We start from the raw sequence: 17245 nt of genomic DNA on the forward strand, positions 1-17245 counted from the left end.
AAGAAGCCGAAAAAAAGCGGCCCACGCCGGGGCCGCTTATCGTCAGTCGAACAGCTCTTCGAGAAAGCTCTTCTTCCGCTTCTTTTGATAATATCGCCCGTCGTCGCGATGGTCGCGGTCTGGCCGGTAGCTGGGCTGTGGAGCCGGAACCCCGCCCGCCGACCGTTCGATGATCTTGTCCAGTTCACCCCGGTCGAGCCAGACGCCCCGGCATTGCGGGCAATAGTCGATCTCCACGCCCTGACGGTCCGTCATGGAGAGGCCCACATGACAGACCGGGCAGAGCATGGCCGACACCGCGGCCTGATCCCGCATCCGGGTTACTCCCGCTCGCCGGTCAGGCTGAGCAGCATCTGGAACAGGTTGACGAAGTTCAGGTAGAGCGACAGCGCGCCCATCACCTGCATCTTCTGCGCGACTTCATGGCCGGCATAGGCGAAATATTCCGACTTGATGCGCTGCACGTCCCAGGCGGTCAGGCCAGTGAAGACCACCACGCCGATGATCGAGATGACCATCGCCATAGCCGACGAGCCGATGAAGATATTGATGAGGCTCGCGACCAATATGCCGATCAGGCCCATGATCAGGAACGACCCGAATTTCGACAGGTCGCGCCCGGTCGTATAGCCCCACAGCGCCATCGCCAGGAACATCACGGCGGCGGAGAAGAAGGCCTGCGCGATCGACCCGCCGGTGAAGACCAGGAAGATGCTGGCCAGCGACACGCCCATCACCGCCGAAAAGGCGTAGAAGGCCATGCGCGCGCCCGCCGTCGTCATCTTTTCGATGCGGAAGCTGAAGAAGAACACAAAGGCCAGCGGCGCGAAGATCGCTACCCATTTGAGCGGCGTGCCGAAGATCGCGGCGGCCAGCGCCGGCGTATTGCCGATGAAGGCGGCGACCAGCCCGGTGATGACCAGGCCGATGCCCATGTTGCGGAAAACGCCCAGCATGTGCGCGCGCAGCCCGGCGTCGGTCTGCGCCGTCTGGCTCGCACCATAGCCCGGCATACGAACGGGATTGTTCACGGCGTTATCACTCCATCCAAAAACAGTCTTGACGGATCGAGTGGCCCGGCGCGGTCTTCGTGCTACGTCAGAGGGGGGCAAACGCACACGAACCTGCACCGAGCACACTCGATGCGGTCCGACATCGCGGCTGGATGTCACATCCAACCGCCAGAGGGGCCCGGCCCGCACAAGCAATATCGGTGGGCCAACGCGCCAATGCAAGGGATGGCGCAGAGCGTCGGTCCGCCAGCAACAATTTATTACAATCGTCCGCTGACGTCGGGGTCCGGATTTTGCGGCGACATGCTCCGCCGGATCTTCGCCGCGCCGATCACGACGCCGCACACCAGACCCAGCGCAACGCCCGCTGCGACATTGCCGGTCGCCGCGCCGATCCCTGCACCCAACGCCAAGCCAAGACCGACAAAACCCGCTTTCATATCCAGTCTTCCCTTTTTCGACGCCAGGCATGGCAAGGATGCCCCGGCGGATATTAAACCGGAACTCTCCCAAATAGCGAGGGCTGTTGACGCTTCGAGCGAACCGCCGCATGGCGTCATCCCATGAGCGACCAGTTCACACCCGCCCAGCAGCATGCCGATGCGCCGCTGCGCCTGTTCAACAGCCTGACGCGCACGGTGGAGGCCTTCGCCCCGATCGAGCCGAACCACGCCCGCGTCTATAGCTGCGGCCCGACGGTCTATAATTACGCCCATCTCGGCAACCTGCGCGCCTATGTCTTTACCGACACGCTGCGCCGCACCTTGCTCTGGAAGGGGCTCACCGTCACCCATATCATCAACATCACCGATGTCGGCCATCTGACGTCGGACGCGGATGCCGGCGACGACAAGATGGAAGCCGCCGCCCGCGCCCAAGCCAAGAGCATCTGGGACATAGCGGCGCATTATACCCAGGCCTTCAAGCAGAACATCGCCGACCTCAACATCATCCCGCCCAGCGAATGGACGGTCGCCACCGACTATGTCCCGCAGATGATCGCCTTTGCGGAGAAGATCGCGCCGGCCCATTGCTACGAACTGGAAACGGGTCTCTATTTCGACAGCAGCACCGTGCCTGATTATGGCGCGCTGGCCGGGGGGCGCGACGATGCCGCCCATGCCCGCATCGATCCCGTCGCCGGCAAGCGCAACCCCAGCGACTTTGCGATCTGGCGCAAATCCCCGCCCGGCGAACAGCGCCAGATGGAGTGGGACTCGCCCTGGGGCAAGGGTGCGCCGGGCTGGCATCTCGAATGTTCGGTGATGAGCGAGGCGCGGCTTGGCCATCCGTTCGACATCCACACCGGCGGCATCGACCATCGGGAAATCCACCATCCCAACGAGATCGCGCAGAATCAGGCATTCCATGGCTGCTGCGGCGAAGCGGACGCGGCGACCGCAGGCTTCACCGGCGCGAAATGGTGGATGCACAATAATTTCCTCGTCGACCGGCAGGGAAAGATGAGCAAGTCCAAGGGCGGCTTCACCACTCTCTTCTCGCTGATCGACGCGGGCGTGCATCCGCTCGCCTATCGCCTGCTGTGCCTGGGCGCGCATTATCGCAGCGAGTTGGAGTTCAGCGCGGACAGCGTCGGCGCAGCGCTCACCCGCCTGAAACGCCTCGTCATGGGTGTCGAAAACCTGAAGGCGCGGGCCGAGGGCGTGACATGGCAGTCGCTGCGGCTGGACTGGCTGCGCGCCAATCTCCACCCCAAGCTCGCGCCCTTGCTCGAACAGTTCGACGCGGCGATCAGCGACGACCTGATGACGCCCCGCGCGCTGCCGCTTCTGGAGGAGACCATCGCCATCAAGAAGGTGCCGGTGGACGAGAAGCTCTGCCTGCTCGCAGCCTTCGACCAGGCGCTGGGCCTCAACCTGCTGACCATCGGCCGCGCAGACCTGCGCATCCGGCCCGGGGACGCGGCGATCGCGCCCGAAGAGATCGAAGCCGAACTGGACCGTCGCCAGCAGGCGCGCACCGAAAAGGACTTCGCCCTGTCGGACGAGATACGCGACGCCTTGATCGACCGGGGGGTCGAGGTGATGGACGGCGATCCGCTTCGCTGGGATTGGCGCCTCACCCTCAACACGGCATAAGGTTCCGGCGGCTGAGCCGGACCGTGCGGCGGATCAGCCGGCCCGTTTGTACATATGTCAGGCGAGCGGGCATATTCCGCGCATGCTAAAAGCCGCAACCGCAGCGTTCATGGGAATTGGCGCCATGACGATACCGACCGTCGCTGCGCCTGCGCAAAGCTATATGTTCGAGACGGGAACGACCCTGCTCGCCAAATGCCGCAACAAGGCGCCGGAATATGCCCTGGCCTGCACCGCCTATATCGTCGGCGCGGTGGACGGCATCAAGAAGGATGTGTTCATCGGCCGGGCCAAGCCCAATTGCTGGCCCGCCCAGATGAATGCGGAGGAAGTGAAGCGCATCGTCCTCACCTATCTGACCCGCTATCCCGACCAGCGGCAGGCGCCTGCCTCCGTCCTGGTCAGCGTGGCGCTCAACGAACATTATCCTTGCCAGAAATAACGTGCCCCGCACGCCGCCGCTATAAACTTGCGTTAGCCACTGGTTGCGCGTAGGTGCGGCCCCTATTTTACGATCTTTGGGAGACTCGACGTGGCGGCGAAGTGGACGCCGGAAAGCTGGCGCAGCCAAAAGGGCATCCAGATGCCCGTCTATCGTGACGGCCAGGCGCTTGCCGCCGTGGAGGCTCAGCTCAGCCAGTTTCCCCCGCTTGTCTTTGCCGGCGAAGCGCGCAGCCTGAAGGCCGAACTCGCCAGGGTGACGAATGGCGAGGCGTTCCTGCTTCAGGGCGGCGATTGCGCGGAGAGCTTTGCGGAGTTCCATCCGAACAATATCCGCGACACCTTCCGCGTGCTGCTGCAGATGGCGGTGGTGCTGACCTTTGCGTCCAAGCTGCCGATCGTGAAGGTCGGCCGCATGGCTGGCCAGTTCGCCAAGCCGCGCTCCGCCGATACGGAGACGATCGGCGGCGTCGAACTGCCCAGCTATCGCGGCGACAATGTCAACGACATCGCCTTCACGGCGGAGGCGCGCGAACCCGACGCGGGGCGGATGATCCGCGCCTATAACCAGTCGGCGGCGACGCTTAACTTGCTGCGGGCCTTTTCGACCGGGGGCTATGCCAGCCTGGACCGGGTCCATGGCTGGATGCTGGATTTCATGGGCCGCAGCCCCTGGGCCGCGAAGTTCGAGGCGATGGCCGACCAGATCGGACAGGCGCTCGACTTCATGCGCGCCTGCGGCCTGTCGCCCGAAACCGTGCCGCAATTGGGGGGAACGAGCTTCTACACCAGCCATGAGGCGCTGCTGCTGCCCTATGAGCAGGCGCTGACCCGGCAGGATTCGCTGACCGGCGACTGGTACGACACCTCCGCGCATATGCTGTGGATCGGGGATCGCACCCGGTTCGAAGGGTCGGCGCATGTCGAATATCTGCGCGGCATCGGCAATCCGATCGGCATGAAATGCGGCCCCAGCCTGGAGCCGGATGCGCTGATCCGCCTGCTGGACGTGCTGAACCCCAGCCGGGAAGCGGGCCGGATCACGCTCATCACCCGCTACGGCCATGACAAGATCGAGGCGGGCCTGCCCAGGCTGGTCCGCGCGGTGCTGAAGGAAGGCCATCCGGTGGTCTGGTCCTGCGACCCGATGCACGGCAATGTCATCAAGGCGGCCAATGGCTACAAGACGCGGCCGTTCGACCGCATCCTGGCGGAGGTGCGCGGTTTCTTCGCCGTTCACCGGGCGGAGGGCAGCTTCGGCGGCGGCATCCATGCCGAAATGACCGGGCAGAATGTGACGGAGTGCACCGGCGGCGCCGTGGCGATCACGGACGAAGGCCTTGCGGATCGCTACCACACCCATTGCGACCCGCGCCTCAACGCGGCGCAGAGCCTGGAACTCGCCTTCCTGCTTGCCGAAATGCTGAATGAGGAACTGAAGGAACGCCGGGCAGCCGCCTGATCCTTCGGAACGGAAATGATCCCGCCGCGACCATGCCTCGCGGCGGGATTTTTCTTGGCGCAATCCCCGGTGCTCGTTTGAGCGCCCTATGTCGCGGGCGCCGGATTAGCACCTCTTTCGGGCTGAGCCTGTCGAAGCGCCACTCTTCCTTGGGGAAAGCGCAGGACGGCGACAGGCTCAGTCCGAACGGATGGGGGCGAACGAGGAATGATCGGCACTGGCCATCGAAACCCGCCAGCGGACCAACCCATCATCCTCTTCGACGGCGGGCTGGTAATCGAAGGTCCGGCAGGGCCCGTCACATGCACGTAACAATCCCATGATTCAGCCCTTGCTTTGGCGGTGCAGCAAGATAGCCTCCGCATATGGCAAAGGAACCGCAAGTGGCGACCATCGCCGTCTACAGCCTGAAGGGCGGGGTCGGGAAAACCACCTTCGCGATCAACCTCGCCTGGGCATCCGCAAGCATTTCGAAACGGCGGACATTGCTGTGGGATCTCGACCCACAGGCCGCGTCGAGCTGGCTGATCTCCACGGACAGCGAAAGCCGCGACGCCGCGCAGGCGATCTTCAGCAAGGATGTGGAGGTCCGCAAGCTGATCCAACCCTCGACGGTGCAGGGCCTCGACCTGATCGCCGCCGACACCTCGCTGCGCAGCCTCGACCATCTGTTCCGGGAGATGGACAAGAAGAAGCGTCTCGCCAAGCTGATCGAGAGCCTGGGCAAGGATTATGACCGGATCATCCTGGATTGTCCGCCCGGCCTCACCGAAACCAGCGAGCAGGTGCTGCGCGCGGCGGACATGATCGTCATTCCGGTCATCCCCTCCCCCCTCGCTCAACGCGCCATGGGGGAGGTCGCCCGCTATCTGGTGCAGCGCGGCGGCAGCCATCCGCCGATCATGCCGGTCTATTCCATGGTCGACCGCCGCCGTGGCCTGCATCGCGCGGCCCTGGAATCCCAGCCCGGCTGGCCGGCCATTCCCATGGCCAGCGCGGTCGAACAAATGGCTGTCCGCCGCAAACCGCTGGGCGCCTTCGCGGCCTCATCCCCATCCGCCCAGGCCTTTGCCGGACTTTGGACGACGATCGAGCGGCAGCTCCAGAAACATTAGGGCGGCGACAGGATTTGGCGGGTTACCGCCTCCCAACAGCCTCCGCCTACTCCAACCTAGCGATCGCACCCGGATCGCACCGCTTCTCCCCATGCGGCACGGGCGACCAGCCGGGCACCAGGATCGACTGCCCGACCCGAAGGGGCGCAAAACGCCGCCGTTCAATGCCTGCGCAACGCAGTTGGAGTTCCAGCATTTTGGGCGGGGTATCCCATTTCTCGTAGGAAAGGCGGAACGTCCCCCAATGGATGGGAATGGCGGTCGAGGCCTTGAGCTTTTCGAAAATCTGCACGGCCTGTTCCGGCCCGACATGGGAATCCGACTGCATTTGTCCGGGATGGAAGCGGAAGGCGCCGATCGGGATCATCGCCAGCCTGATCGGCCCCAGCCGCGCCGCGTCCGCGGGCCAGGCCATATCGCCAGCGCCCGTGTCGCCCGCGAAGAAGATATTGCCCGCGCGCGTGCTGACGAAGAAGCTCGACCAGAGCGCCCGGCTGCGGTCAGTGCCCCAGCGGCTGCTCCAATGATGGTTGCGCAGCACATGAACGCGATAATCCGGGCAATGCTCATAATTTTCGCACTGGATCACCGTGCCGTCGCCCAGGCCGTTCAACGCCGCGCCGCTTATCGATTGCCCCCAGTCGAGCGCCGTCGACGGAATTCCGTTGGCTTTCAGGATCGCGTCATTGCCCAGGCTGGTGACGATCTTCGGCCTGTCCCGTTTCCACAGCCTTTTCAGCGTGGGGATGTCCATATGGTCGTAATGATTGTGGCTGAGGAGGATGAGGTCGATCCTCGGCAGATCGTCGAAGCGCACGCCCGGCTGCGCCACCCGCCGGGGACCCAGGGGCGGAAAGGGGCTGGCATGGTCGGACCAGATCGGATCGGTGAGGATATTGAGGCCCGCCGCCTGCACGAGTACGGTGGCATGTCCCACCCAGGTGGCGATCATGCCACGCGGCGCGGCGAAGGCAGGCGGGCGCGAAGGCTTGACCGCCACCATGTCGGGCCATGAGGGCCGGTCGTCCTGACCCAGCAGCCACCGCGCGATGAAACCGCGCGGGTTGCCGCCCGCCGGTGCGGGAGAGCGGATTTCCCCATCGGGATTGAAGAAGCGTTCCCCGTCATAATGGCGGCTGACCGGCCCTTCATAATAGATGCGGTCGAGAAAGGGTGGAACGACGGTCACCGCCAGGCACAGGGCCACAACCAGAAACAGCAGCGCAGCGCCCAAGCCTTTGACGATTTTCCCGACGATGCGGCCCATGCCGTCTCCCGCTCCGATGACCGGACGGACATAGCGCGGTTCAAGGTATCGGCAAGCGTGGAGATGGAGCAAGGGGCAAGAGTGGAGAGCGGACGTTGATGTTGGTCTGGGTAAAGCATGCTCCTGCGCAGGAGCACCGCGCGCCTAATGGCGGAACCCGACTATCTCCGTCGCCCCACACCCAGCCATCCTGACCCGCCTCGCACCCTCAGGATGCCATGGAACGAGGCACGGCGCGCAATGTCGACGGGTTGATCGCCTGGACGAATTCCACCCCCAGCCGGTCGTCCTTGGACCATCGCGCGATGGCATTGACGGTCTGGTTGTCGCCCAGTTCGATGGCGAACAGCGTGCCCTCCGGCACGTTCCACAGGCCCTCCAACTGCGCACCCGTGGCGGAGATGTTGCGGATGCGCCCGGTATAGACATGACCGTCATGGTGCACGGCCACGGTACGCAACATGGTCTTGCGTTCCGTCCGGCTCGACTGGAAGCCCTGCGGCGCGACCACGCCGCCATGGCGATGTTGCTGTACCAGCACGTCCGCCGCCGGCAGCGGGCGGCCATAGACATAGCCCTGGATATGGCTGCACCCCAGGTTGCGGATCAGCGCGAGTTCATCCTGCGTCTCCGCCCCTTCGGCCGTGGTGTCCATGCCCAGCGCTTCGGCCAGGCTGACGATCGCCTTGATGATCGCGCTGTTGGGGCTGCCCTTGATCGCGGCGCCGCGCACGAAGCTCTGGTCGATCTTGATCTTGTCGAACGGCGCTTTCTTGAGATAGCCGAGCGAGGAATAGCCGGTCCCGAAATCGTCGAGCGCCAGTCGCACCCCGATGCCCTTCAGCCGGGAGAACATCGAGTCCGTGCCATCATCGTCGTTCAGGAACACGCTTTCGGTGATCTCCAGCTCCAGTCGCTGGGCCGCCAGCCCCGAGGCGGCGAGCGCATTCATGACGATCGAGGGCAGGCCGTGATTGGCGAACTGGATCGGTGAGACGTTGACGGCCACCCTAACCCCGTCGGCCCACTGCGCCGCATCGCGGCAGGCGGTGCGGAGCACCCATTCACCGATCGGGCCGATCAGGCCGCTTTCCTCCGCAATGGGGATAAACAGTGTGGGAGAGATCGCGCCGCGCACCGGATGCTGCCAGCGCAGCAGCGCTTCATAGCCGGTAATCTGCTCGGTCCGGGAGGAAACCACCGGCTGATAGACGAGGTGCAGGGCGTTTTCGACCAGCGCCTTGCGCAGATCCTCCTCCAACTGGCGGCGATCCTCGGCATCGGCATGCATCTCCGGGGAATAGAAGCGATAGATGCCGCGCCCGTCCCCCTTGGCGGCGTAGAGCGCAAGATCGGCATTGCGGATAAGTTCCTCGGCCGTCACCCCATCCTGCGGGCAGAAGGAAATGCCGATCGACACCCCGATGACGACCGCCGTTCCCTCCACCGTATAGGGCTGGGACACATCGGTGATGATCGCCCGCGCCAGATGGTCCAGGGTGATCTTGTCGGGTCGGCCGGGCAGCAGGATCTTGAATTCATCGCCGCCCTGACGTCCGACCAGCCCCTTGTTGCCGACAACCCGCCGGATACGCTCGCTGACCTGGCGCAGCAGCGCATCGCCAGCCGGATGGCCCAGCGTGTCGTTGACGATCTTGAACCGGTCGAGGTCCAGCATCATCAGCGTGCAGTCACGCGGCTGCCCGTTCTTGCCCGCGACCGCCTGCTCCAGCGAGCGCATCATCTGCACCCGGTTGGCAAGGCCGGTCAGCGAATCATATTGGGCGAGCCGCGTCACCTCCGCCTGGCTGCGGCGCATTTCGGTAAGGTCCGTGCCGCTGCCCCGGAAGCCGTGGAACTGGCCGAATTCGTTGAACACCGGCTGGCCGGAGATCGACCACCAGCGCTCGTCCTTCGCCATAGCGGCGCGGACGGGAATTTCGGCAAAGCCGGTGCGCGCCGACAGGTGGAAACCCAATGTGCGCTCGCCATCGCCATCCTGCCGGTCGCCGGGACGGATGATTTCCGTGATCGGACGGCCGATCAGCGCATCGTTGCCCAGCCCCAAGGTGCGGGCCAATGTGTCGGAAATATAGACGATGCAGCCGTGGCGGTCGGTTTCCCAGAACCAGCCGCGACCTGACTGTTCATAGTCATGGAGCAGCCGGTCGGAGCGCTGGGCCCTCAAATCCCGCTGATGGAAGGCGATGGCGCGGTTCATGTCGGCATGCGCCTGGCGCAGCGCGGCGACCAGCATCGCGGCTATGCAACTGATCAACAGGCCGACCTGCGCGAAATCGCCCCGATGCAGGATGGAGGCGATCAGCAGGCCGCAGAAATAGCTGACACCCAACAGGCGCCGGTCGCCGAAGATCGACACGGCCATCAACGCGACCGCCATTTCCGCGGCCAGATTGCGCGAAGGCTCGCCGGCGATCAGCGACGGCCCCAACATCAGGCTGAAGCTGAGGCCCGAGAGCAGCACCATCGGCAGCATCAGCCATTTCTGGTGATGTGGCCGCAAAAGCTGGAACCGGGCTCCGCGCGGCACGACGATGGCAACGCCGTCGACCAGCAGCATGGCCGCGAGGGCAACGGCATGGCCGACATTGCCCTCATCATAGAAAGGCACATGCAGCAGAGCGGTGATGCAGAGCTTCCCCAGCAGGACAAGCGGCCAGAGCCGGGCGATATGGACGAAGGTGCCGGAAATCCAGGAAGCGTCGACGGCAGCCCCGCTTTCGGCAAGGCCAAGCGCCGCGACCAGATCGGTCCGCCGCGTATGCAGTTCTGCCAGGTTCGCCCGCAAGGAAGTCATATTCCCTGCGTAACGACAAGAGATTGAAAGAAACTTACCCGACAGGCAAGGTCTGCGGCGGGTGGTTTCCCGCCACTAATCCCCGCCCCTGAAGGGGAGGGGAAGCGTCAATGTCCGCAACCGGGCAAAACCCTCAAACGCGCATGGGCATCAGCACATAGAGCGCGGGGCTGCGATCATCTTCGCGGATCAGCGTCGGCGCAGCGGCGTCGGCCAGGTGCAGTTCGACCAGATCACTGTCGATCTGGCCCAGGATGTCGAGCAGATAACGCGCATTGAAACCGATGTCGAAGCCCTCGCCCTGGAAGGTCCCGGGGACTTCCTCGGCCGCCGTGCCGTTTTCCGGGCTGGTGACGGAAAGGGTGATCTTGTCGCGGTCCAGCGTCATCTTGACGGCGCGGGTCTTTTCGGTGGCGATGGTCGCCACGCGGTCCACGCCTTCCTCGAAGCTGCGCGGATCGATCTTCAGCAGCTTGTCGTTGGCGGTCGGGATGACGCGGCTGTAATCAGGGAAGGTGCCATCGATCAGCTTGCTGGTCAGGATGGCGCTGCCAAGGCCGAAGCGGATCTTGCTCGCCGACAGCGAAATCTGCACAGAGCCTTCCACCTCGTCGAGCAGCTTGCGCAGTTCCCCGATGCACTTCCTCGGCACGATGATGCCCGGCATGCCGTCCGCGCCGTCGGGTCGCGGCACGGTGACGCGCGCCAAGCGATGGCCGTCGGTCGCCGCCGCCTTCAGCACAGGCTGTCCCTCGTCCGAAACGTGGAAATAGATGCCGTTCAGATAATAGCGCGTCTCTTCGGTCGAGATGGCGAAGCGCGTCTTGTCGATGATCTGCTTCAGCGTTTCGGCGGGCAGTTCGAAGCTGGTCGGCAGGTCGCCTTCCGCGATCACCGGGAAGTCGTCGCGCGGCAGGGTCGACAGGTTGAAGCGGGCGCGGCCTGCCTGGATCAGCATCTTGCCCTCGGCCGCCTGCAGCGAGACCTGGCTGCCTTCGGGCAGCTTGCGCGCGATGTCGAACAGGGTGTGCGCCGAAATGGTGGTCGCGCCGGGCTGTTCCACCTGGGCGGCGACGCTTTCGACGATCTGGAGGTCGAGGTCGGTCGCCATCAGCTTGATCGCGCCATCGGCCGATGCTTCGATCAGCACGTTGGACAGGATCGGAATCGTGTTGCGCCGCTCGACCACCGACTGGACGTGGCTGAGGCTCTTGAGCAGCGTTGCGCGTTCGATGGTGGCCTTCATGTCCCTGTTCTGTCCGTTTCTTTTCTGCGCAAAGCCCGAACTCGGTCGAATCCGGGCGACAATGATGGATGATCCTTCATAGCCGCTGTGACGGCCCCTGCAAGCGCTGGGTGATCGTTTCGTTTGCCAAAGGGTTGCAAAAGGGAACAGCATGCGCTTTGCCGGGGATGTGAAAGCTCCATGGCCCCTCGCCCTCCCCCTGATGATCATGGCCACGGCCGCGCAGGCGCGGGACTCTCTGGGCGTGTTCGAGGCGTGGGGGGCGTTTCGCGATCCGACCCCATCCCAATCCGGTGGCCCCCGTTGCTATGCGATCGCCATGCCCGTCGCAGCGGGATCGGAGGGCTTTGCGGCGGTCGGGAGCTGGCCGCGCCAATCGGTGCGGGGGCAGGTGCATTTCCGCTTGAGCAGGATGCGAATGGGGGACGCTGCGGTGATTCTGAATGTGGGGGATCGGCGCTTTACGCTGGTGGCGGGGCAGGTGGATGCCTGGGCGCCCGATGCGCGGGCGGATGCGGCAATCATCGCGGCGATGCGCTCCGCCACCAGCATGAGTGTGCAGACGCGGGATGCGCGTGGGCGGGGCTTTGCGGACACCTATGCGTTGCGCGGAGCGGCCACGGCGATCGATGCCGCGGCGCTGGGGTGCGCGCGATTGCGGTGAGGGGCGTGCGCCATTCACCGCCCTTCCAAAATCCCCCAAAATCCGCTATGGGCGCGGGCATGCAGACAGCCGCCAACCCCTTGATGCCGATTCCCGGCGCTATCGACCCTGTGCCCGTGCCCCGCGCGGTGACGCCTCGTGAGGATGGGCGCGTCGACCTGATGGGGCTGTCGCGGCCGCAGATCAAGGGCGTGCTGGAGGAATCGGGGCTCGATACCAGGCAGGCGAAACTGCGGTCCAAGCAATTGTTCCACTGGCTCTACCATCGCGGCGAGACCGATTTCGACGCCATGACCGACCTTGCCAAGCCGATGCGCGGCTGGATGGCGGAGCGCTTCGTCATTGGCCGTCCGCAGGTCGTGGAGGCGCAGGTCTCGAGCGACGGCACGCGCAAATGGCTGCTGCGCTCCGACGACGGGCAGGATTATGAGATGGTGTTCATCCCGGACGCGGACCGGGGGACGCTGTGCGTGTCGAGCCAGGTGGGCTGCACGCTCAACTGCCGTTTCTGCCATACGGGCACGATGCGGCTGGTGCGCAACCTGACGCCGGGCGAGATTGTGGGCCAGGTGATGCTGGCGCGCGATGCATTGGGCGAGTGGCCCAAGGGCAGCATGGCGTCGGCCAATGACGATGAAGCCGACGATGCGCCGCAATATACGACCGATGGCCGCATGCTGACCAACATCGTGATGATGGGCATGGGCGAGCCGCTCTATAATTTCGACCATGTGCGCGATGCGCTGAAGGTCGTGATGGACGGCGATGGACTTGCCCTGTCGAAGCGGCGCATCACCCTCTCCACCTCCGGCGTTGTGCCGATGATGGCGCGGGCGGGCGAGGAGATCGGCGTCAACCTCGCCGTGTCGCTGCACGCCGTGACGAAGGATGTGCGCGACGAGCTGGTGCCGCTCAACAGGAAGTTCGGCATCGATCAGCTTTTGCAGGCCTGCGCCGACTATCCGGGGGCGAACAATGCGCGGCGCATCACCTTCGAATATGTCATGATCAAGGACAAGAATGACAGCGACGAGGATGCGCGCGAGCTGGTCCGGCTGCTTCGCCAGTACAAGCTGCCGGCGAAGGTCAATCTGATCCCGTTCAACCCCTGGCCAGGCACGGATTATGAATGTTCGACGCCCGAGCGGATCAGGCGCTTTTCCGACATCGTGTTCGAAGGCGGGATCTCCGCGCCGGTGCGCACACCGCGCGGGCGAGACATCATGGCCGCCTGCGGCCAGCTCAAGTCCGCTTCCGAGAAGAAAAGCCGGGCGGAGCTGGACCGGCTGGAGGCGGAGAAGCAAGCAGCGCTCGGATAGAGCGGGGCCGATGACCTGCGCCTTTGCGGCGCGAGATGCAAACCCCGCCCGGACGGCGGGGTTTTTCTTGTCGGCTTCGTCCGGGCGGCATGAAAGGATGGATGACAATGACGGACGAAGAGATCGAGCGGATCGCCAGCGGCTTTTGCGCGCGGACGCTGCCCAAGGAGGAGTGGACGCATGGCGCGCATTTCGCGACGGCCCTGTGGCTCATGCTGCGGCGGACGGACATGCTGGCCGAGCGGGACATGCCCGGGATGATCGCGGCCTATAACGAGAGCATGGGCGGCGTGAACAGCGACAGCGCCGGCTATCATGAGACGATTACCATGGCATCGCTGAAGGCGGCGCGGGCCGTGCTGGCGGGCTTGCCAGGCGAACCGTCGCCGGCAGAGGCCTTTGCGGCGCTGATGCGTTCCCCCATGGCCGACAAGGACTGGCTGTTCGCCTATTGGTCGCGCGAGCGGCTGATGTCGACGGAAGCGCGGCGGCGCTGGGTGGAACCGGACCTGACGCCTCTCCCCTGGGCTTAGGGTTTGTGCTGTTTCTGTTGGGCCGTGTTCCTGTGAAGGCAGGAAAAATGGGGCGTATCATTGGAACGGTGTGAGCAAGCATAGGAAAAGGGCGGCCCCAGCCGGGACCGCCCTTTCCTGTTCTATCCGAGAGGAATTAGAAGCGGAAGCCGATGCCGACGACACCGGCATCGCGGCCGCCAAAGTCAGCTTCATATTCGGTGCGCTGATATTCAGCAGAGATGTAGGTGTTGCCGGTCACAGCGAATTCCACGCCGCCTCCGTAACGAACGCCTTCCAGGTTGCCGAAGTCGCCCTCAACCGTGTCTTCGAAGCGGGTGGTGGCATAGCCGACCTTGCCGAAGGCCAGAACGCGCGGAGTAACGACATAACCGAGGCGAATCGAAGCAGCCAGATCGCGGCTCACGTCGATGCCGAAATTGTCATCGGCAGTGGAATCGCTGAACGACACTTCCGGGCCAAAAGTAATGCGCGGTGCGACAGCCAGATCGTAACCGGTGCTGACGCCATAGCTGAAGCCTTCTTCGCCGCCAACTTTGTCGTAGCCCAGCGTCACGCCGGCGCGCGGGCCGGTGAAGGGCGCGGCGTCCTGAGCGAAAGCGGGAGCGGAAACGGCGGCAGCAGCAAGGGCTGCGAAAATCACAGTCTTCATAAAATCCTCATGTCATCAGAAACGAACAGTCCGGTGATGTGGACTGCCGCTTGTTCTTTTTACGGGGATGATGTTGCGTGTCGTTATTTCATCGTCATTTGGAATACCGAGATAATTCGGTTCATCCCCCCGTCCTGCACGCAGCGACATGCATCGCTGACGGCGCGCATATGTAACGCGATTGTGATTGTTGCAATATGGATATGAACTTTACAAATGTATGATGCTTTTCCGCAACAGTATGAGTTTGCATGAAAATGGGGCGGCCCCAGCGGGACCGCCCCTTGTCATACCCAACGGCACCCAACTCAGAAGCGGAAGCCGATCCCCACCACGCCCGCATCGCGGCCGCCGAAATTGTCCTCATATTCGGTCCGCTGATATTCGGCCGAAATATAGGTGCGCGGAGTCACCGAATATTCGAGGCCACCGCCATAGCGCACGCCTTCCAGCGTCTGGTGGTCGCCAGGGACTTCGAAGCGGCTGTTGGCGTATCCTACCTTGCCGAACGCCAGCACCTGCGGCGTCACGACATAGCCAAGGCGCACCGATGCGACGAGATCGCGGCTTGCATCCACGCCACTGAACTTCGCCGTGGACTCGCTGAGCGAGACTTCCGGACCGAAGGTCACATGCGGGGTGACGGCCAGATCATAGCCGGTCGACACGCCATAGCTGAAGCCGTCGTCGCCCTGAACCTTGTCATAGCCCATGGTAATGCCGGCGCGCGGACCAGTAAAAGGCGCGGCATCCTGAGCAAAGGCAGGAACAGAAACGGTGGCAGCAGCAATCGCTGCGATAATCGCAGTTTTCATGGTATTCCTCATGACTTGTTCGATACCCTGAACCGGGTGAGATCGATTTATGTTCTCAATCGGTTTTTAAAAGAGACGGATTTGATAAATATTTTCATATCATCCCTATTGAACTTACAGGGCATCTATCCATAGGAGCTTCAAAAATCCGGAAACTTTACTCGATCCCGGCAGCGGCGCTTATGGACCCGCAATCTGGCTCCCACATGAACGGGATCATGAAAAATGATTCATGCGCGTAACGGCATCGTCCTTTTTGACGCTGTTGGTGCAAAAGGGTAACAGCAGCCTATGGAGAGCGCCTCATCCGAGCCGATAGCCGCCGAACCGAAGCTGGTGCTGCGCCACAAAGGACCGACGCGCCTGTGGCATTGGCTGAATGCGCTGCTGCTCTACGTGCTGTTCGCCAGCGGGCTTGGCATCTTCAATGCGCATCCCCGGCTTTATTGGGGGCATTATGGCGCGAATCTCGACCGCCCGTGGCTGGTGCTGGAGCGGTTCGGAAGCTGGATCACGCTGCCCGCCCACTATGATCTGGCGATGTCGCGGCACTGGCATCTGAGCGCCGCGCCGATCTTTGCCTTCGCGCTGCTCTTCTACATGGTCTGGAGCCTGTTCGGCGGGCATCTGGCGCGCGACCTGGCCTTCCGGCGCGACGAACTGGCGCCGCGCCATGTCTGGCAGGACATAAAGGACCATGCCCGGCTGCGTTTCCCAACCGGCGAAGCGGCGCTGCGCTACAATATGTTGCAAAAGGCCAGCTATATCGGCGTGATCTTCGTCGCGCTGCCGATCCTGATCCTCACGGGCCTCACCATGTCGCCAGGCATGAACGCGGCATGGCCCTGGCTGGTCGACCTGTTCGGCGGGCGCCAGTCGGCACGCTCGATCCATTTCATCACGGCCTTCATGCTCGTCGCCTTCTTCCTGGTGCATATGCTGATGGTGGTGCTGGCCGGGCCCCTGAACGAAATCCGCTCGATGATCAGCGGACGCTATCGCGTGCCGGAGGCGCGGCGATGAGCCTGATCCTCGACCGTCGGACCCTGGTACTGGGCGGCGCCGCGACGCTGGCGGGATGCGACCGGCTGGCGAAGAACGAGACGGTGCGCGAGGCGCTGTTTTCCGCCGGGAATTTCCACAAATGGGCGCAGCGCAGCCTGATGGCCCGCGACGCGCTGGCGCGGGAATTCCGGCCGGACCAGATTTCTCCCTTCTTCCGCCCCAACGGTACCGCCAATCCGAACACAGCCGAATATAAGGCGCTGTGGCGCAACGGCTTTGCCGACTGGCGGCTGCATGTGTCCGGACTGGTGGGACGGCCGCTTTCCCTCTCCTTGACGCAGCTCCACGCCCTCCCCCATCGGGAACAGATCACGCGCCACGACTGCGTCGAGGGGTGGAGCGCCATTGGCAAATGGCGCGGCGTGCCGTTGAAGCCGATCCTCGACGCGGCGCGGCTGCGGGACGGGGCGCGGTACATCGTCTTCCACTGCGCCGACGATATGGGCGGCGGGCGCGGCTATTATGAAAGCATCGATCTGGTGGACGCCTTCCACCCGCAGACGATCCTCGCCTTCGCGCTCAACGACGAACCCCTGCGCGTGGCCAATGGCGCGCCGCTCCGGCTGCGGGTGGAGCGGCAACTGGGCTACAAGCAGGCGAAATATCTGATGAAGATTGAAGCGGTTGCGAGTCTGGACGGCATAGGCGGCGGCAAGGGCGGCTATTGGGAGGACCGCGCCGGCTATGACTGGTATGCGGGCATTTGACGGCAGCGGAATGACCTGACAGGGTGGCC

General features: G+C 63.8%; 17 protein-coding genes. 9 read left to right on the forward strand and 8 right to left on the reverse strand.

What is annotated here, in order from left to right; genetic code table 11:
- Window positions 1-42 precede the first annotated feature (42 nt).
- The 3 genes from EGM87_RS12435 to EGM87_RS12445 all read right to left on the reverse strand — a co-directional run bounded on the left by EGM87_RS12435 (window position 43) and on the right by EGM87_RS12445 (window position 1453).
- Window positions 43-315, reverse strand: coding sequence for a TFIIB-type zinc ribbon-containing protein (locus EGM87_RS12435; RefSeq protein WP_025552169.1), 273 nt, complete (start codon window positions 313-315; stop codon window positions 43-45).
- 5 nt (window positions 316-320) lie between these two features.
- On the reverse strand, window positions 321-1013 hold the full coding sequence (locus tag EGM87_RS12440) for a Bax inhibitor-1/YccA family protein (RefSeq protein WP_044660334.1): 693 nt from the start codon (window positions 1011-1013) through the stop codon (window positions 321-323).
- 260 nt (window positions 1014-1273) lie between these two features.
- The gene (locus EGM87_RS12445) at window positions 1274-1453 is read right to left on the reverse strand and encodes a hypothetical protein (protein WP_044660335.1); all 180 of its coding nucleotides are present in this window, start codon (window positions 1451-1453) and stop codon (window positions 1274-1276) included.
- 123 nt (window positions 1454-1576) lie between these two features.
- On the opposite strand from EGM87_RS12445, the gene cysS reads away from it, so the two are divergent.
- The 4 genes from cysS (at window position 1577) to EGM87_RS12465 (ending at window position 6130) form a co-directional block, all read left to right on the forward strand.
- A complete protein-coding gene (cysS, locus tag EGM87_RS12450; RefSeq protein ID WP_137710238.1) occupies window positions 1577-3112 on the forward strand; it encodes a cysteine--tRNA ligase in 1536 nt (511 codons plus the stop codon).
- A 124-nt stretch (window positions 3113-3236) separates the two neighbouring features.
- Window positions 3237-3554 carry a Rap1a/Tai family immunity protein gene (locus tag EGM87_RS12455; RefSeq protein WP_044662810.1) on the forward strand — a complete coding sequence of 106 codons (318 nt, stop codon included), beginning with the start codon at window positions 3237-3239 and terminating at the stop codon, window positions 3552-3554.
- A gap of 90 nt (window positions 3555-3644) precedes the next feature.
- On the forward strand, window positions 3645-5015 hold the full coding sequence (locus EGM87_RS12460) for a class II 3-deoxy-7-phosphoheptulonate synthase (RefSeq protein ID WP_099185235.1): 1371 nt from the start codon (window positions 3645-3647) through the stop codon (window positions 5013-5015).
- A gap of 365 nt (window positions 5016-5380) precedes the next feature.
- Window positions 5381-6130: a ParA family protein gene (locus tag EGM87_RS12465; protein WP_044660338.1), complete on the forward strand. Its 750-nt coding sequence runs from the start codon at window positions 5381-5383 to the stop codon at window positions 6128-6130.
- A 46-nt stretch (window positions 6131-6176) separates the two neighbouring features.
- Here EGM87_RS12465 and EGM87_RS12470 read toward each other — a convergent pair whose 3' ends face one another.
- From EGM87_RS12470 to dnaN, 3 genes are all read right to left on the reverse strand, one after another.
- The gene (locus EGM87_RS12470; RefSeq protein ID WP_137710237.1) at window positions 6177-7397 is read right to left on the reverse strand and encodes an MBL fold metallo-hydrolase; all 1221 of its coding nucleotides are present in this window, start codon (window positions 7395-7397) and stop codon (window positions 6177-6179) included.
- Between the two features lie 208 nt (window positions 7398-7605).
- Entirely contained in the window at window positions 7606-10215 is a 2610-nt protein-coding gene (locus EGM87_RS12475; protein WP_137710236.1) for an EAL domain-containing protein, read from the reverse strand.
- A gap of 133 nt (window positions 10216-10348) precedes the next feature.
- Window positions 10349-11461, reverse strand: coding sequence for a DNA polymerase III subunit beta (gene dnaN / locus EGM87_RS12480; protein WP_025549668.1), 1113 nt, complete (start codon window positions 11459-11461; stop codon window positions 10349-10351).
- Between the two features lie 151 nt (window positions 11462-11612).
- On the opposite strand from dnaN, the gene EGM87_RS12485 reads away from it, so the two are divergent.
- From EGM87_RS12485 to EGM87_RS12495, 3 genes are all read left to right on the forward strand, one after another.
- Window positions 11613-12125 (forward strand): hypothetical protein, encoded by a 513-nt coding sequence (locus EGM87_RS12485; RefSeq protein ID WP_044660342.1) that lies wholly within the window; start codon window positions 11613-11615, stop codon window positions 12123-12125.
- A 59-nt stretch (window positions 12126-12184) separates the two neighbouring features.
- Window positions 12185-13444, forward strand: coding sequence for a dual-specificity RNA methyltransferase RlmN (gene rlmN, locus EGM87_RS12490; RefSeq protein ID WP_025549670.1), 1260 nt, complete (start codon window positions 12185-12187; stop codon window positions 13442-13444).
- A 107-nt stretch (window positions 13445-13551) separates the two neighbouring features.
- Window positions 13552-13977 (forward strand): hypothetical protein, encoded by a 426-nt coding sequence (locus EGM87_RS12495; RefSeq protein ID WP_025549671.1) that lies wholly within the window; start codon window positions 13552-13554, stop codon window positions 13975-13977.
- A 136-nt stretch (window positions 13978-14113) separates the two neighbouring features.
- Here the strand turns inward: EGM87_RS12495 and EGM87_RS12500 are convergent, their stop codons facing one another.
- Together EGM87_RS12500 and EGM87_RS12505 are read right to left on the reverse strand one after the other, a co-directional pair.
- The gene (locus tag EGM87_RS12500; protein ID WP_137710235.1) at window positions 14114-14629 is read right to left on the reverse strand and encodes an outer membrane protein; all 516 of its coding nucleotides are present in this window, start codon (window positions 14627-14629) and stop codon (window positions 14114-14116) included.
- 308 nt (window positions 14630-14937) lie between these two features.
- On the reverse strand, window positions 14938-15444 hold the full coding sequence (locus EGM87_RS12505; protein ID WP_137710234.1) for a porin family protein: 507 nt from the start codon (window positions 15442-15444) through the stop codon (window positions 14938-14940).
- Window positions 15445-15735: 291 nt separating this feature from the next.
- Between EGM87_RS12505 and EGM87_RS12510 the strand changes: the two genes are divergently transcribed.
- Window positions 15736-16467: a cytochrome b/b6 domain-containing protein gene (locus EGM87_RS12510; protein WP_137710233.1), complete on the forward strand. Its 732-nt coding sequence runs from the start codon at window positions 15736-15738 to the stop codon at window positions 16465-16467.
- A complete protein-coding gene (locus EGM87_RS12515) occupies window positions 16464-17216 on the forward strand; it encodes a molybdopterin-dependent oxidoreductase (RefSeq protein WP_137710232.1) in 753 nt (250 codons plus the stop codon). The genes EGM87_RS12510 and EGM87_RS12515 overlap by 4 nt, the downstream gene beginning before the upstream one ends.
- The last annotated feature ends 29 nt before the right edge of the window (window positions 17217-17245 follow it).

The organism is Sphingobium sp. RSMS, assembly GCF_005406185.4.
Taxonomy (GTDB): Bacteria; Pseudomonadota; Alphaproteobacteria; order Sphingomonadales; family Sphingomonadaceae; genus Sphingobium; species Sphingobium fuliginis.

Coding starts and splice junctions, on each gene's coding strand:
- EGM87_RS12445 (WP_044660335.1), bottom strand. CDS start 1,453: ATGAAAGCGGGTTTTGTCGGTCTTGGCTTGGCGTTGGGTGCAGGGATC.
- rlmN (WP_025549670.1), top strand. CDS start 12,185: ATGCAGACAGCCGCCAACCCCTTGATGCCGATTCCCGGCGCTATCGAC.
- cysS (WP_137710238.1), top strand. CDS start 1,577: ATGAGCGACCAGTTCACACCCGCCCAGCAGCATGCCGATGCGCCGCTG.
- EGM87_RS12440 (WP_044660334.1), bottom strand. CDS start 1,013: ATGCCGGGCTATGGTGCGAGCCAGACGGCGCAGACCGACGCCGGGCTG.
- EGM87_RS12475 (WP_137710236.1), bottom strand. CDS start 10,215: ATGACTTCCTTGCGGGCGAACCTGGCAGAACTGCATACGCGGCGGACC.
- EGM87_RS12435 (WP_025552169.1), bottom strand. CDS start 315: ATGCGGGATCAGGCCGCGGTGTCGGCCATGCTCTGCCCGGTCTGTCAT.
- dnaN (WP_025549668.1), bottom strand. CDS start 11,461: ATGAAGGCCACCATCGAACGCGCAACGCTGCTCAAGAGCCTCAGCCAC.
- EGM87_RS12505 (WP_137710234.1), bottom strand. CDS start 15,444: ATGAAAACTGCGATTATCGCAGCGATTGCTGCTGCCACCGTTTCTGTT.
- EGM87_RS12500 (WP_137710235.1), bottom strand. CDS start 14,629: ATGAAGACTGTGATTTTCGCAGCCCTTGCTGCTGCCGCCGTTTCCGCT.
- EGM87_RS12495 (WP_025549671.1), top strand. CDS start 13,552: ATGACGGACGAAGAGATCGAGCGGATCGCCAGCGGCTTTTGCGCGCGG.
- EGM87_RS12515 (WP_137710232.1), top strand. CDS start 16,464: ATGAGCCTGATCCTCGACCGTCGGACCCTGGTACTGGGCGGCGCCGCG.
- EGM87_RS12465 (WP_044660338.1), top strand. CDS start 5,381: ATGGCAAAGGAACCGCAAGTGGCGACCATCGCCGTCTACAGCCTGAAG.
- EGM87_RS12485 (WP_044660342.1), top strand. CDS start 11,613: ATGCGCTTTGCCGGGGATGTGAAAGCTCCATGGCCCCTCGCCCTCCCC.
- EGM87_RS12455 (WP_044662810.1), top strand. CDS start 3,237: ATGACGATACCGACCGTCGCTGCGCCTGCGCAAAGCTATATGTTCGAG.
- EGM87_RS12470 (WP_137710237.1), bottom strand. CDS start 7,397: ATGGGCCGCATCGTCGGGAAAATCGTCAAAGGCTTGGGCGCTGCGCTG.
- EGM87_RS12510 (WP_137710233.1), top strand. CDS start 15,736: ATGGAGAGCGCCTCATCCGAGCCGATAGCCGCCGAACCGAAGCTGGTG.